The organism is Symplocastrum torsivum, from assembly GCF_059505465.1.
In genome coordinates, this window is sequence record NZ_JCACKQ010000095.1 from 201,399 (window position 1) to 215,153 (window position 13,755).

Below are 13,755 nucleotides of genomic sequence, written 5' to 3' on the forward strand. Positions count from 1 at the left end.
GTCGCTCTAACTGAATAAAGAAAACCCACCCAATTCGTCTCCGTTGGCAAAGCCTTCTGGAGAAGGATTAGAGAGCGTATACTTTGCTAACGCTTGGATTACGAAGAGAGATGGAGGAGGGTGATGTTATGCTTGCTAAAAAGGCTTTAAGGATAAAACACAATGAAAACTCGTGGCTTTACAGTCATTGTGTATAAAGAAGAGGATATGTATATCGCTGAATGTCCAGAAGTTGGCACAGTTGATCAGGGGGAAACCATTGAGCAGGCGATCGCTGGTTTGAAAGAAGCTACACGGCTTTACTTAGAGGAATTTCCTTTACCTGCAACATCTCCAAGATATGTGACCAGCATTGAAGTTAGCTATACCTAGATTGCCACGAATCTCAAGTAGAGAAGCGATTCGGGCACTAGAATGTTTGGGTTTTGAGCAAGTTCGACAAACTGGTAGCCATGTTGTGATGAAGAGGAAAACCGCAGATGGCGAGATTGGATGTGTTGTCCCCGTGCATCGAGAACTGAAGATAGGTACACTAAGCGGTATTCTTAAGCAAGCGCAAGTTACTCCTGAAGAGTTCATCGAGAGCTTATAAGGTTTAACACTTCGTCAGACTGTGTGAAAACTAACAGATTAGGCGATCGCACTTGGTTTTTGTTATCCTCCTTGCTTTTTTCGTGAGGTACTATGAAGGCGGTATCTAGTAGAAGTAGATTCTGGGTATGACTCCGGCATCCAATGAACAACTAGGCATCATCCGTACAGAACGTGGACTGTCGATCGCAGGAACGCGCATCACCCTCTATGATGTGATGGATTACGTGACTGCTGAGTATCCACCTAAGTTTATTCGCGGTATGCTCAACTTGACAGATGAGCAAGTTAATGCTGCCTTGTTTTATATTGAGGCAAATCGTGCTGAAGTAGAAGCCGAGTATCAAACTGTTTTAAAGGAAGCAGAAGAAATACGGCAGTACTGGGAAGAACGCAATCGCGAACACTTTGCCCGGATTGCGGCAATGCCACCAAAGCCAGGTCGAGAGGCACTTTGGGCAAAGCTTCAAGCACAGAAAGCCAGACATGAATCGAAGGCATGATTTTCCTCATTGACCATAATCTTGAGGGACATGCACTGATTCTGTTGGGTAATATTGCTAATCAAGGCTGGCTTGAGTTACTACCGATCCGCTTTGTTACCTTCAAAGAGATGGAGTTGTCGATTGATAGCAGCGACCGCATGGTTTGGCGAATTGCTGAAGCAAACCAAATGATTTTGATGACGGCAAATCGGAGCATGAAAGGTGAGGAGTCATTAGAGCAAGTCCTTCGTGAAGAAAACACGCCCAATTCGCTCCCTGTTATTACGATTGGAAGTTTGGATCGATTGCTAGATGAACGAGATTACCGGAATCGCTGTGTCGATCGTCTCCTTGAGATTTTGCTTGATATTGAAAACTATATGGGAGTCGGTCGGCTGTTCATTCCATGAAGCGTTCTGGTTCTAGTTGATGATTGAGCGATCGCTTTTCTTTACGCTTCAATCTAGTGGTTGAGTGAATGCGCTAGCTCTTTCTCCTGCCGCTCCGTTGGCAAAGCCTTCTGGAGAAAGAGTAGAGCGTATATTTTGCTAACACCTGGATTCACGAAGATATCAGTTGAATTTGAGGATCGCGTAGGTAGTCTTGAGTCTGGGATTCAATTAAGCATCGGTTTTGAATAGTGAGTTCGTTTGTAGTAACCTCTCGCTTGAGCGCCTGAATGAAGCGTTCCGTGACATACTCCATAATCACGGGTTGTAGCGTTAAACCTGTGTCTGCGGTTTCAATAAGCGATCGCGCCTGAAGTGACTCCAATGCCTCTAGTAGCTCTCGCAGAGGTACTTTGGGCAGGATTTCTTCCTGTAATTTTGCGGGCATTACCGCTTCTCGGTTAATCACCAACCAGTACATAATTTGTTGTTGCAGGGCAGATAAGCGCTCGAACTGGCGATCGAGTAAGTCCCACAAATCGCTAAAAACATGGCTTCCTTGGGCTAAAAATCCCTGAATATTGCCGCCAAATAGCGTTTGAATCGTTGTTGCAGCAATCTTAATCGCAAGGGGGTTGCCACCAAAGTAATTAACAAGGGTTTGACTCTGGGATTTTGTAGCTTCTAAGCCTTTGGCGATGAGGATTTGCTGACCTTCTGCGCCTGCGAGTCCTTGCAGTTGTAGCGATCGCACGGGGAGTTTTTTTCCTTGCCGCAGGGCGAATCCGCCTGGTTTGTCTCGTCCGGTGATAATCAGGCAACTTTGGTGAGGTTCATCGCAGATGCGATCGAATAACTGGTGGTAGGCTTCATAACCCGGTTGGTACTGTCCACTGCGATTTCCGTCTTGCAAGATCGACTCAACGTTATCGAGGACTAACAAACAGCGTTTTGAGCGCAACTGTTTCATTAGGGTATCGATTGAGTTGTCGATTGTGACCTCTGAACCCACTAAAATGGGTAAAATTTCGCTGACGATGAGTTCTAAGAGCGGTGCTTGCTGTAAGCTGCGCCAAATCACACAGTCAAATTGGGATTGTAGTTGTTGAGCGAGTTTCACCGAGAGGGCAGTTTTGCCCATCCCGCCGAGTCCGAAGATTTCAATTGCACGGCAGCAGTCCTCAAGAATCCAGGTTTCTAGCGTTTGTAGTTCCCCTTGCCGACCGTAAAATCGGGAAACATCGGGCGCTTCTCCCCAATCTTGCCTATCTTGAATGATGGGTAATGTAGTTGCAGCTTGTTGCAACTGTTGGTAGCGACGCAAAACAGCTTGAAGATTGCGCTTCGAGACAGGTTCGCCAAGGGATTGGGTGAGCGATCGCCACAAGTGCGAACCGACTTGTTTGATGTAGTCGTATTCATAACCTGACTGCTCGGCAATCTCCCGGTAAGAGGTTCCCGTCCAAGTTTCCAGAAAGACTACCGATTGAACATCGTTGAGTCCTTGCCTCTGGTTGGCAGTGTGTAACAGAGTATCGACTAGGGTAAGCGCTTCTTGTTCCGTCATTGCTAGTTATTTTGAATGATGGTTAAATTTACCGGATTCTTCAGGTTGCCGCTCAGCGAATTTACAAAAGGTTTACATCCCCCAATAGTGGGATATTATTTTGGCGATTGTTGATAGTGAGTCTTTGTCCTCGGTTAGCAGGCTGTAAAAGCGTATCGGCTAAAGCGATCGCATCTTGTTCCGTCATTGCCAGCTATCTTGACCTGTTGTTGATTCATCTGCATATTTGCTGGGTATTACGCGAAAGTTGCAAAAAGTTTACAAAAATAACTCACTTTTTCTCACCGACAGTGCGATCAGGCGTGGGTTATTCCTTATGTCATGCAGGAATATAAATTTTTCCTTGAAACCAAAAAAGGATATAGAAAATGACCTTTGGAGTTCCCACGTCAACAACGACCGTAACAGCAACAGGCAACAATAACATTGATGGTTTACTGATTGGGACTAGGTGGACATCTACCTCAGTGAGCTTTAGCTTCACTGACAGCATCAATGACTATGAGTCTGGTTATGCAAACCGTGCGACTCATGCAGCTAGCTTCCAAACGCTAAACGAAACTCAGCGAGCTGCTGCGCGGAGATGGATAGGGACAGGGGGGGAGTTCTACAATGTCTCCTTACTCAGCCCGTTTGAACTGACTGGTGCCAGCGATCGCGATGCAACGATCCGCATGGCAGAGTCTAACGACCCAGGCACAGCCTACGCCTATTACCCTAATGGCTCTTCTGTTGAAGGGGGCGATGTATGGTTTAACCCGCGTGACTACAACAGCCCGACCATCGGTAACTATGCCTATCTCACCTTTGGGCATGAGTTTGGTCATGCACTGGGTCTGAAGCACCCTCATGAGACTGGTGGTGTTCGCAACGTCGCTATGAACTCCGACCGCGACTCAATGGAGTTCTCGATTATGAGCTACCGGTCATATGTGGGTGCCTCGACCACCGGCGGATACACTAACGAGTATGGGGGATATGCACAATCGCTGATGATGTACGACATCGCTGCGATTCAGCATATGTACGGTGCGTGGTTTGGCTACAACTCCACCAACACCACTTACACCTTCTCCACCACCACGGGGGAGATGTTTGTCAATGGCGTCGGACAAGGTACACCGGCTGCCAACCGCATCTTCCGCACAATCTGGGATGGTAACGGGATCGACACCTACGACTTCTCGAACTACACCACTAATCAATCAATTGACCTGACACCAGGCGGTTGGTCTGACCTGGATGCTAGTGGTAACTTCCAAAACGCCAATCTTGGCAACGGCAATTATGCTCGTGGTCATGTGTTCAACGCGCTTCAGTACAATGGCGATGTTCGCTCGTTGATCGAAAACGCCAACGGTGGTTCGGGGAACGACACAATTGTCGGCAACAGCGCTAACAACGTCCTGAATGGCAATGGCGGCAATGACACCCTCAACGGCGGTGATGGCAATGACACCCTCAACGGCGGCGATGGCAATGATACCATCAGCGGTGGTGGAGGCGATGATTACATGAATGGTGGTGCTGGTATCGACACCGTCAATTACACACACTGGAGTGGTGGAGGCACTTACAATCTCGCAACTGGAGTTGCATCCTTCCCAGGCTTCTATGACGAGGAGATTCTCAACTTTGAGAACATCCTTACCGGAGGCGGGAATGACACAGTGATTGGCAGTAGTGCTAATAATACTCTCAACGCTGGTGCTGGCAACGACAACATTAACGGTGGGGATGGCATTGACACAATTTACGGCGGTGCCGGAAATGATACCGTTGATGGTGGGAATGGCAATGACCTCATCTATCTTGGCGACGGCGACGACTACGTCAACATCATTTCCGGAGGCAACGACACCTTCTACGGCGGCAATGGCAATGACTTCATTTATGGGTATACCGGCAACGAAACCTACTACGGCGAGGCTGGCAATGACACTCTGTGGGGGTCTTCCGGCAACGATACGATTAACGGTGGCGCTGGTGCAGATTCTCTGGATGGAGGTGCAAATACTGATACTCTTTCCTACGTCGGCTCTACGGCAGGAGTGAGTGTCAACCTCGCCACGAATACAGTGAGTGGTGGTGATGCCATCGGTGACACTATTGTCAACTTTGAAAATGTGACGGGTTCGAGTTTTAACGATACTCTCACTGGCAGTAGCGGTAACAATATCCTCGATGGTGGGGTGGGAAATGACACCATCAACGGTGGGGATGGCATTGACACAATTTACGGCGGTGCCGGAAATGATACCGTTGATGGTGGGAATGGCGATGACCGAATCTACCTTGGTGACGGCGACGACTACCTCAACATCACCTCCTTGGGCAACGACACCTTCTACGGCGGCAATGGCAATGACTTCATTTATGGGTACACCGGCAACGAAACTTACTACGGCGAAGCCGGCAATGACACTCTGCTAGGCTATTCTGGTAACGACATCCTGATTGGCGGAGCGGGGAAAGATACCTTAACTGGTGGGAGTGGCATTGATAAATTCACCTACACAGCTCTGAGCGATTCCTTGTTAGCCAATTATGATGTCATTACTGACTACACTAGTGGTGAGCAAATTGATGCTCCTAGTTCTATCTTTGCAGCAACGCTCACTACCTTTATTGGTACCGCAGCTAGTTTGAGTGCAGCTGCTATCTCTGGTGTACTGACTAGTGGTGTGTTTGGAGGCAATAGTGCTAGAGCATTTACCGTTACTGGTCAAAGCGGAACGTTCATCGCTCTCAATGACGCAGTATCTGGCTTTAATTCTACAACTGACTCGATCATTTTCCTCCAGAATTTTACGATTGGAGCGGCTTCCCCTGTTTCTATTGTCTAGAGGAGGTTAATCGTCGATAGACATTACAAAAATAATTTAGGGTGGGCATTGCTCACCCTACACCTATGTCTTAATTGCGAGTCTCATCCCCTCCTGGACTAACTACTTAATCAATAAAAATTAATGAGCGCATTTAGAAGAAAAATACTTCATCAATAGGGCTATTGCTTTCGCAATCTTGATAACTTCATTTTGAGAGGCTTGTTAGCTTAAGAGGGTTGAATTGAATCAGTAAAATAGGTAGGGGAAAGTCGGAGGTTTGACAATGAATAGATATTTTAAAAAGTACTACATTATATTTTTTTTTAGTACAGCTTTTATATTTACTTTACTAGCTGTTTCAAAACCGTTTGCTCAAGAAAGAGTTCAACACCCAAACGACGAACCTAAAATGACTTATCAACAAGAATTTCAGCCCAACGATCAGATATCTTCAAAGTTTTCCAGCAAGGAACATCAGATAATTCATCTGGATGCAAAAGAATTTCATTTTGAAACCCATGTGGACTTTCCCTCTTCAGTCCAGACAAATCCAGATAACTATGCAGAGTCTATTACTCACGACAATAACGGCGCTCTCGATATTACTCTGATCAATCAGGGTAATACTATCAAATATCTTTTGCAAGTTTCCAGCATACCTGAGCAGCAATGTCAATCAGACACGATTAGAGCATGTCAACAGGGGGCAGCCGCACCTGCCAGAGGCAATGTTGCGGAAATTCAAATTGCGCTGCCAGGAAGTAAATTAATTCCAGGAACCTATACCTTTGGAGAAGCTGGCTCAACACCCATAGAAGATGTAATTACTTACTCACGCCAATTGTACTCAGACCCTTCTCATGGCAAGTTAGGATGCCAGGTATGGGGCGCGGGGGCGCTCAATGTTAAAAGGGCTGTATATGATGTGAATGGCAAGCTAGAATATCTCGAAGCAAGCTTGTTCCGAGCGTGTGATCAAACAGCACCTTTCCCACCTACACTACCAGAGGATAATCTGCCGCAGGTTGAAGTAGAAAACATAGAAAAATACACATACCATGCTTCTTGGCGTGGTCACATGAAAGTTGCGGGAGAAGCTATAAGGTAGGTTAAACCTAATTGATTATAACCTCAGGCAAATATTTGGGCATTGGAATAAAAAAAGGGAGCAACGGAATCGGGATTTGCCGTAGTGCGTATGCCCCTATTGGATGATTTGAGTTAATTGGCACTTGGAACAGTACATTGAGCCGTCTGTAATGATTAAAGTTCTTAGCTTGCTAGGTTACCATTACTATGCATTACTACCAATATCTCCTAGCAGATACTATCTCTCTATTGCACAGAAGTCTTTTTCTGTTCTCCTGCTGGCTCAAAAGCCGTGTATTTTCCACCTAATGCTTCGACAATGGTGTGTGTATTCGTTACAAGCATTTTGACATAGGTATCCGCTTCACCGCCTGGTGCGCCGATTGAATCAGAGTAGAGTTCTCGCGACGCTAACTTGACTCCAGCTTCCTCAGCCACAGTTTTAATCAACGCTGGATTAATCGTTGTTTCTGCAAAAATGCTTTTGACCCCAGTTTGTCTGACTGAGTCCGACAAGCTTTTCACTGTCTGGGCACTGGGTTGTTCTTCTGTGCTGATGCCAATTAGGGTACCTGCTACTGGTATACCGTAAGCGCGGGAATAGTATTGAAACGCATCGTGGGTTGTGATTAGCTTGCGCTGATTCTGTGGAATTGTTTGGATCTGTTGGCTAATCCAGGTATCGAGTTGCTTTAATTCATTGGTAAGTTGCGCTGCGTTGTCTGTAAATTCTTGTTTGTCTTCGGGTGAAAGTGCAATGAGTTGGTCACGAATCGCATTGACCATTGCGATCGCATTTTTCGCATTACCCCAAACATGAGGGTCAGGCTCTTTTCTCCCTTTGTAATTAAAATCTAAAGGCTGCACAACTTCCCCAACGGCAAACTTCTTGGCATTAGCCCCTGCTGAGTTCATCAACTTAATTAGCCCTGGCTCCAGATTGTAGCCGTTGTAGAGAATCAAATCGGCTTTCTCCAAGGCAATACTATCGGCTGGTACTGGCTCGTAAACGTGAGGGTCAGCTCCTGGTTTTAAGATACCTGTGAGTTCAATCTCGTCTCCTCCTACTTGTTCTGTCCAGTCGGTAATCATTGTGCTGGTAGACACAACCTTCGGCTTATCGTCATCACTAGAAGTGTTCTGGTCGGTAGATGTTGAATTGCACCCACTCATCCAAAGGGCGAAGATTAGCCCAACTGCCAACCATCCGTATTTTCTGCCTGGGGATTGAGTTACTACTTTCATACAATTGATACATTTATTTTCATATTCCTTTCATTTTTTACAGTAAGCTACTTTCATATTTCTTTCATATTCTTTTTTCTGGAAAAGCTCCACCATGGAAACTGCCACTTTCCGTACAGTCAGTTCAACCAAGTAGAGATGAGCAACAGGTAGATAACTAGGGGTTACAGATGGAAAGCGTTACAGTTCAGCAATTGGGTGTGCAGTACCGCATGGTAGAGGCTCTGAAGGATGTCAACTGCGATATCAAACCAGGGCGACTCACAGGAATTATTGGTCCCAATGGTGCAGGAAAAAGTACCCTGATTAAAGCCATGCTGGGGTTAGTTCCGACAACTGGTGGAACGGCGATGTACAAGGGGAAACCCTTGATGGAGCAGTTGGAGAAGGTGGCGTATGTGCCACAGCGATCGCAAATTGACTGGACTTATCCTGCAACAGTGTGGGATGTGGTGCTGATGGGTCGAGTGCGGAAAACTGGCTGGTTTCGTCGCTATTCAATGGTGTCAAGGCATTTAGCGGCAGAGGCTTTAGATCGCGTTGGCATGAGTGATTATCGCAATCGCCCTATTGGACAACTATCGGGAGGACAGCAACAGCGAGTCTTTTTGGCTAGGGCACTGACTGAAGAAGCTGAGATTTTCTGCTTTGATGAGCCTTTAGTAGGGATTGATAAAAAAACTGAAGCCGTAATTTTTGATATCTTCCACGAACTTGCCAACGCTGGCAAAACCCTAATGGTTGTAAACCACGATTTGGGACAGGCAATTACTAATTTTGACGACTTGATTCTGCTGAATCGAGAAATAATTGCCAGTGGTTCCCGCAAGCAGGTGCTGAGTGCGGATAACCTGCAACGCGCCTATGGGGGTCAAGTTGTGTTCTTCTCTGAAGAAGCAGCAGCTTAAATGGTTATTGACAAACAACAAATAACCAACCACAAATAACAAACATATGCTAGAAGCGTTGATTGAACCGCTGCAATACGGCTTTATGCAGCGATCTCTTATGACTGCTGTTTTAGTTGGCATTGTTTGCGCTACGGTAGGCAGTTACTTGATGGTGCAGCGGCTTGCTTTGTTGGGAGATGCGATTAGCCATTCTGTCTTGCCGGGTTTAGCGATCGCGTTTATTGTAGGTGCTGATATTTTTGTCGGGGCGTTCATTGCTGGCATTATTAGCACAATGGTGATTGCTTGGATACGGACGCGATCGCAAATTAAAGAAGATGCAGCAATGGGCATTGTCTTTTCTGCCTTTTTTGCACTGGGTATTACCTTAATTACTATTGTTCAGAAAGACAATAAAATAGACCTTAATCACTTCCTTTTTGGCAATATTTTGAGTGTTAGTAATGAAGAAGTGATCAATACAGCGATTATTACTTTAATTGTCCTCTCAATTGTCGTGCTGCTGTACAAAGAATTGATGTTTTATACCTTTGACCCAGTTGGGGCAAAAGCGGCTGGACTCCCAACCAACTTGCTTGACTTTGGTCTAATGATTTTGATTGCTCTAACTATTGTTGCCAGTCTCAAAGCCGTTGGTGTAATCCTAGTTCTTGCTATGCTAATTACTCCCGGAGCAACGGCTTACTTATTGGTCACGCGACTGCAACAAATGATGATTTTAGGGTCTGCAATTGGTGTTATGGCTAGCATTAGCGGGATGTACCTGAGCTATTTTTTCAATCTGCCATCTGGTCCCGCAATTGTGTTAGTTGCTTTCAGTTTTTTTATGCTGGCGTTTTTGTTTAGCCCTAGTCAAGGGATTTTGACTAATCCTCGTTCTAATTCGGGGCAGTCACAGATTTGGCGAGAGATTAAGAGTTTGCTGCGTTGAAGATTTCAGATTGAGCGACAATGAAAAACAAACCCTTACTGTTAAACAGGTAGAACACAACATGACTCAGCTATCTTCTAACCGTACTGCTCGTTTAGGCAGGGTATTTCCCGAACGCCAACTATCACCCGAAGAGAAAGCCAGACGCAAAGCTGAAGATGAAGCATTTTATCAGCGTTGTCGCCTGATTTTTGATCGAGTTCAACCTGAGCTAATTGAGGAATACTACGACTGGTTTATCATTATCGAACCGGACAGCGGAGATTATTTCATCGATCTAGATGAAAAAGTTGCAAGGGCAAATGCGCGTGAGAAACATCCTGATAAGAAGCGACTTATCATGCGCCTCAATGAAACTGGAACTTGCGGCAGAATATGATTTCAGGAGAGTTCAGTGATAGGGGGGAGTTAATCTTTGAGATTGGATTAATTGCTGCTGATGGTGATGTTATCCCAGTCAAGGCGCTCTTAGATACAGGCTTCACGGGTTGGTTGGCAATTGACAACCAAGACGCTGAGAGTCTAGGGTGGCTACTTGATAGCGATCAACGGGATATGCAAACGGCACGGGGAGAAGCACGGTTTAATCTTTATGAGGGAACTATGCTTCTGGATGGACAGGAATTCACAATTGAAGTCCTAGGTAGCAATGAACTGGAAAACATTCTCTTGGGTGTACGTTGGTTGCAAACCAAGCGGTTAGTAGCAGATTTTCCAGCAGGAGTGTTAACGCTGGGGTAAGAGCGAGGAACTGCGCCCCCGCTTCGCTAAGGCAGTTGGTTTAAAGATAAATCCATGCTTAAACAACCCTGGCTAGAAATAGCCGAATATGCTTCCCTAGCTAGTTCCGCATTAGGAATCATTGCAGCAGCTACGTCAAGTCAGATGATGTATGCAGCAGTGCCTCTGACGCTGGCTCTTTCGCTGAATCTGGTTAATCGAAAACGAGCCTACCAACAGACACGGCAGTACATAACAAACGCGATCGCTGATGTGCATCAAGTCATTCAATCCCTACATCAGCAAGTTCAGACGCTGCCAACTCAAGCCATAGATCTCACAGAGGTAGAAGCAGATATTGTCGCTCTCAAAGCACAGCTACAAGCTCTTGAGTGCGCGGACACGGTGCAAATTTATCATAACAATGAATCTCAGTTAGCTTCAACCAATGATTCCAAAGAAATACCCCAGCAAGAAATTGGGAGTGACAATATAGCGCTAGGTAGCTTGACCAAAATTTTAGTAATTGGCGTTTGCAGGGAAGGTTGCGAAGCAGTTAACCGCATTATCGAGGCTGAGGTAACTGGCATCGAATTTTTGCAGGTTGACACTGATGCTAATGCATTAACTCAATCCTCATCTGCTGCAAAACAATTGCCAATTGGACAAAGGTTGATGCGAGGGCTTGGTGCAGGTGGGAATCCAGCGATTGGACAGAAGGCGGCTGAGGAATCTCGCGAGGAAATTGCTAAGGCAATAGGATACACTGATGTCGTTTTTATTGTTGCCAGGATGGGAGGCGGCACTGGCACAGGCGCGGCACCGATTATTGCTGAAGTGGCAAAAGAAATGGGAGCCTTAACTATCGGTGTTGTCAGCCGTCCCTTTACCCATGAAGGACGCAGACGCAGCTCTCAAGCCGAGGAAGGTATTGCCGCTTTGGAAAGCCGAGTGGATACGCTTGTGGTTATACCTCTTAACAAGCTTTTGTCAGTAATTTCTGAACAGACACCGCCTCAAGAAGCCTTTAGAGTTGCCGATGATGCTCTGCGTCAAGCAGTGCAAGGAATTTCCGATATTATTAGTAATCCTGGTTTATTTAGTCTTGATTTTTCCCATGTCCGAGGTGTGATGGCAGATGCAGGCTCAGTAATGATGGGCATAGGTGTCGGTTCCGGAAAGTCGAGAGCCAGAGAAGCAGCAATGGCGGCAATTTCTTCTCCCTTGCTTGAGTATTCTGTTGAAGGAGCTAAAGGTGTCATCATTAAGCTCACCTCTGGTAGTGATTTAACCTATGGTGAAGTTAATGCCGCCGTGGAAACGATATCTGAGGTTGTCGATCCTAGTGCCAACATCATTTTTGACATAGTGGTTGATGACAAAATGGGAGATGAGGTCAGAATCACGGTCATTGCCACCGGATATAGCAGGAATGTTCCTGATGCCAGAGAGGTTCCTTACCAACAAAGACGTGTTCCTTACATAGGATCGATTCCTAAGACCAGATTTGATGACAGCTCTCAGTAACAGGCGAACGATGGGATAGTTTCTGTAAGAGTTATAGCAGCTCTTCATTCGTAGTAGGATTGTCTAATTAAGGAAGAGTTAATGGTTGAAATTAGTTTAGTTTTTATTGATAGATCTAAGTCTGCATGATTGCATTTTTGACTTTAATGTGAAGGCGATCGCACTAATCTATCCATAAGTCACTAACTTAAATTTGAGTGCAATAACTCTCTGGCCTAGCTTGACTCACTTCAAACAGTTGCATATTGCATTCTTTTCCCTGATTAGAGCTTTCTACTGTTGAAGTATGAACAGTTGAGGTAAAAAAATCAATATGTTACTTACACGTCAACAAGCCAAAGCGCAAAAACGAAATGCTAAAAGGCTAGGTCAGTTACTCCAAGATGCTAGAAAGGAACTAGAGCAAAGCCTTGGTGTTATTGAATGTACCGCTATTGACCAAGGCACTTGGGGAAGAACAGATGTTTCTTATTCTCAGGAGGCACATTCGGTTATTGGGCAAATTTTAGCGATCGCGAATTCCTGGCACCAGTTCAACCACTTTGAAATTGATGAGAAACTATCCCAGCTTGAGAAACAATTTTACCAAGACTAGTAATTCTTACTCTTCTCTACTAGGCTGAGACACCAAAGACCAGCCTAAGCGGGTTGGTTGTTCGTAAATTCGTTTAAGCGTATTGATGTCCCTAACAGAAATCTGGGGCGGATTGCGTACTTGAGAAAAGTACATCGTGTCGGTTTCTAGCGGACTATGACCCCAAATGCCCAAAGCATGACCGAGTTCATGGCGGGCAGTTGCAAGGGTATATTCAACAGTCTGGTCAGGACTGAGTTGGATAGTAAATCGTTGGGATAAAACTGGTTCAGACTGAGTTGCATTCAGTTGGGGTATCTGATGCGAAGCGGTTCCCTGACTTTCTCCTGTGTCAGCTTCTATGTTTCTATCCACTGCGGTACTCAGGTAAAACTCGTAGTTAGTTTCAGCAGAACGAGCGCGAGGCAGATTAAATTGTCCAGTTTCGCGGTTTAAGGAAGCTTGTAGAGGAGGACGCGATCGCAAAATTGAAATATCCGCCCCCTCTGGTTGGGCAATCACTTCTAAAGGCAAATAGACACCCCATTCCTGTACAGCCTGTAATACTGCCTCAACCCAATTGTCGAACCTTTGGATACTGGGGGATGCTTCAGCTTGGTCTAGTGGTCGCGCCACATAAACCTTGACGGGAAACCGAAACCAAACCAAATAGCCTACTGGAGTCAGCTTGACATCAGAAAAGTAGTCACCTGCACCAGTAGTATATTGCCACTGCACTAGTGTTGAAGGTAAAGGGTGAGCCTGAGGAACTGGTAAAGAAGACGAGGATAACTCAGCAGCTACTAGGAAGTCATTTAATTTGGGAGGTGCGCTTTGGGATGTCAGATTACCCTCAGGGATAAATCCAGGGGTTTGCAATTGAGCATCCACTTGTAAC

General features: G+C 45.7%; 16 protein-coding genes. 12 read left to right on the plus strand and 4 right to left on the minus strand.

Features of this window, described 5'->3' with window-relative positions; all coding sequences use genetic code 11:
* Positions 1–162: 162 nt before the first annotated feature.
* The 4 genes from AC5JL3_RS24175 to AC5JL3_RS24190 all read left to right on the plus strand — a co-directional run bounded on the left by AC5JL3_RS24175 (position 163) and on the right by AC5JL3_RS24190 (position 1,486).
* Positions 163–372 carry a type II toxin-antitoxin system HicB family antitoxin gene (locus AC5JL3_RS24175; RefSeq protein WP_496076896.1) on the plus strand — a complete coding sequence of 70 codons (210 nt, stop codon included), beginning with the start codon at positions 163–165 and terminating at the stop codon, positions 370–372.
* A gap of 1 nt (position 373) precedes the next feature.
* Positions 374–592, plus strand: a complete 219-nt coding sequence (locus tag AC5JL3_RS24180; protein ID WP_496076897.1) for a type II toxin-antitoxin system HicA family toxin — start codon at positions 374–376, stop codon at positions 590–592.
* Between the two features lie 127 nt (positions 593–719).
* Positions 720–1,094, plus strand: coding sequence for a DUF433 domain-containing protein (locus tag AC5JL3_RS24185; protein WP_496076898.1), 375 nt, complete (start codon positions 720–722; stop codon positions 1,092–1,094).
* Positions 1,091–1,486 carry an ACP S-malonyltransferase gene (locus tag AC5JL3_RS24190; RefSeq protein WP_496076899.1) on the plus strand — a complete coding sequence of 132 codons (396 nt, stop codon included), beginning with the start codon at positions 1,091–1,093 and terminating at the stop codon, positions 1,484–1,486. The genes AC5JL3_RS24185 and AC5JL3_RS24190 overlap by 4 nt, the downstream gene beginning before the upstream one ends.
* 151 nt (positions 1,487–1,637) lie before the next feature.
* Here AC5JL3_RS24190 and AC5JL3_RS24195 read toward each other — a convergent pair whose 3' ends face one another.
* Together AC5JL3_RS24195 and AC5JL3_RS24200 are read right to left on the minus strand one after the other, a co-directional pair.
* Entirely contained in the window at positions 1,638–3,032 is a 1,395-nt protein-coding gene (locus AC5JL3_RS24195) for a helix-turn-helix domain-containing protein (RefSeq protein ID WP_496076900.1), read from the minus strand.
* Between the two features lie 61 nt (positions 3,033–3,093).
* Positions 3,094–3,219: a hypothetical protein gene (locus AC5JL3_RS24200; protein ID WP_496076901.1), complete on the minus strand. Its 126-nt coding sequence runs from the start codon at positions 3,217–3,219 to the stop codon at positions 3,094–3,096.
* Between the two features lie 181 nt (positions 3,220–3,400).
* Between AC5JL3_RS24200 and AC5JL3_RS24205 the strand changes: the two genes are divergently transcribed.
* Positions 3,401–5,878, plus strand: coding sequence for a bluetail domain-containing putative surface protein (locus AC5JL3_RS24205; RefSeq protein ID WP_496076902.1), 2,478 nt, complete (start codon positions 3,401–3,403; stop codon positions 5,876–5,878).
* A 265-nt stretch (positions 5,879–6,143) separates the two neighbouring features.
* Positions 6,144–6,968 carry a hypothetical protein gene (locus AC5JL3_RS24210; protein WP_496076903.1) on the plus strand — a complete coding sequence of 275 codons (825 nt, stop codon included), beginning with the start codon at positions 6,144–6,146 and terminating at the stop codon, positions 6,966–6,968.
* 227 nt (positions 6,969–7,195) lie between these two features.
* Here the strand turns inward: AC5JL3_RS24210 and AC5JL3_RS24215 are convergent, their stop codons facing one another.
* Positions 7,196–8,194 carry a metal ABC transporter substrate-binding protein gene (locus AC5JL3_RS24215; RefSeq protein ID WP_496076904.1) on the minus strand — a complete coding sequence of 333 codons (999 nt, stop codon included), beginning with the start codon at positions 8,192–8,194 and terminating at the stop codon, positions 7,196–7,198.
* Between the two features lie 170 nt (positions 8,195–8,364).
* Here AC5JL3_RS24215 and AC5JL3_RS24220 point away from each other — a divergent pair, with 170 nt between their 5' ends.
* From AC5JL3_RS24220 to AC5JL3_RS24245, 6 genes are all read left to right on the plus strand, one after another.
* Positions 8,365–9,102 (plus strand): metal ABC transporter ATP-binding protein, encoded by a 738-nt coding sequence (locus AC5JL3_RS24220; RefSeq protein ID WP_496076905.1) that lies wholly within the window; start codon positions 8,365–8,367, stop codon positions 9,100–9,102.
* A 46-nt stretch (positions 9,103–9,148) separates the two neighbouring features.
* Positions 9,149–10,036, plus strand: a complete 888-nt coding sequence (locus AC5JL3_RS24225; RefSeq protein WP_496076906.1) for a metal ABC transporter permease — start codon at positions 9,149–9,151, stop codon at positions 10,034–10,036.
* Between the two features lie 10 nt (positions 10,037–10,046).
* Positions 10,047–10,415: a hypothetical protein gene (locus AC5JL3_RS24230; protein ID WP_496076907.1), complete on the plus strand. Its 369-nt coding sequence runs from the start codon at positions 10,047–10,049 to the stop codon at positions 10,413–10,415.
* On the plus strand, positions 10,412–10,777 hold the full coding sequence (locus AC5JL3_RS24235; protein WP_496076908.1) for an aspartyl protease: 366 nt from the start codon (positions 10,412–10,414) through the stop codon (positions 10,775–10,777). Before AC5JL3_RS24230 ends, AC5JL3_RS24235 begins: the two co-directional genes overlap by 4 nt.
* 54 nt (positions 10,778–10,831) lie before the next feature.
* Positions 10,832–12,283, plus strand: coding sequence for a cell division protein FtsZ (ftsZ, locus tag AC5JL3_RS24240; RefSeq protein WP_496076909.1), 1,452 nt, complete (start codon positions 10,832–10,834; stop codon positions 12,281–12,283).
* Positions 12,284–12,596: 313 nt separating this feature from the next.
* Complete coding sequence (locus AC5JL3_RS24245; protein WP_192221081.1) at positions 12,597–12,878, plus strand: hypothetical protein; 282 nt, start codon at positions 12,597–12,599, stop codon at positions 12,876–12,878.
* A 6-nt stretch (positions 12,879–12,884) separates the two neighbouring features.
* Here the strand turns inward: AC5JL3_RS24245 and AC5JL3_RS24250 are convergent, their stop codons facing one another.
* Positions 12,885–13,748, minus strand: a complete 864-nt coding sequence (locus AC5JL3_RS24250) for a peptidase (RefSeq protein WP_496076910.1) — start codon at positions 13,746–13,748, stop codon at positions 12,885–12,887.
* Positions 13,749–13,755 lie beyond the last annotated feature (7 nt).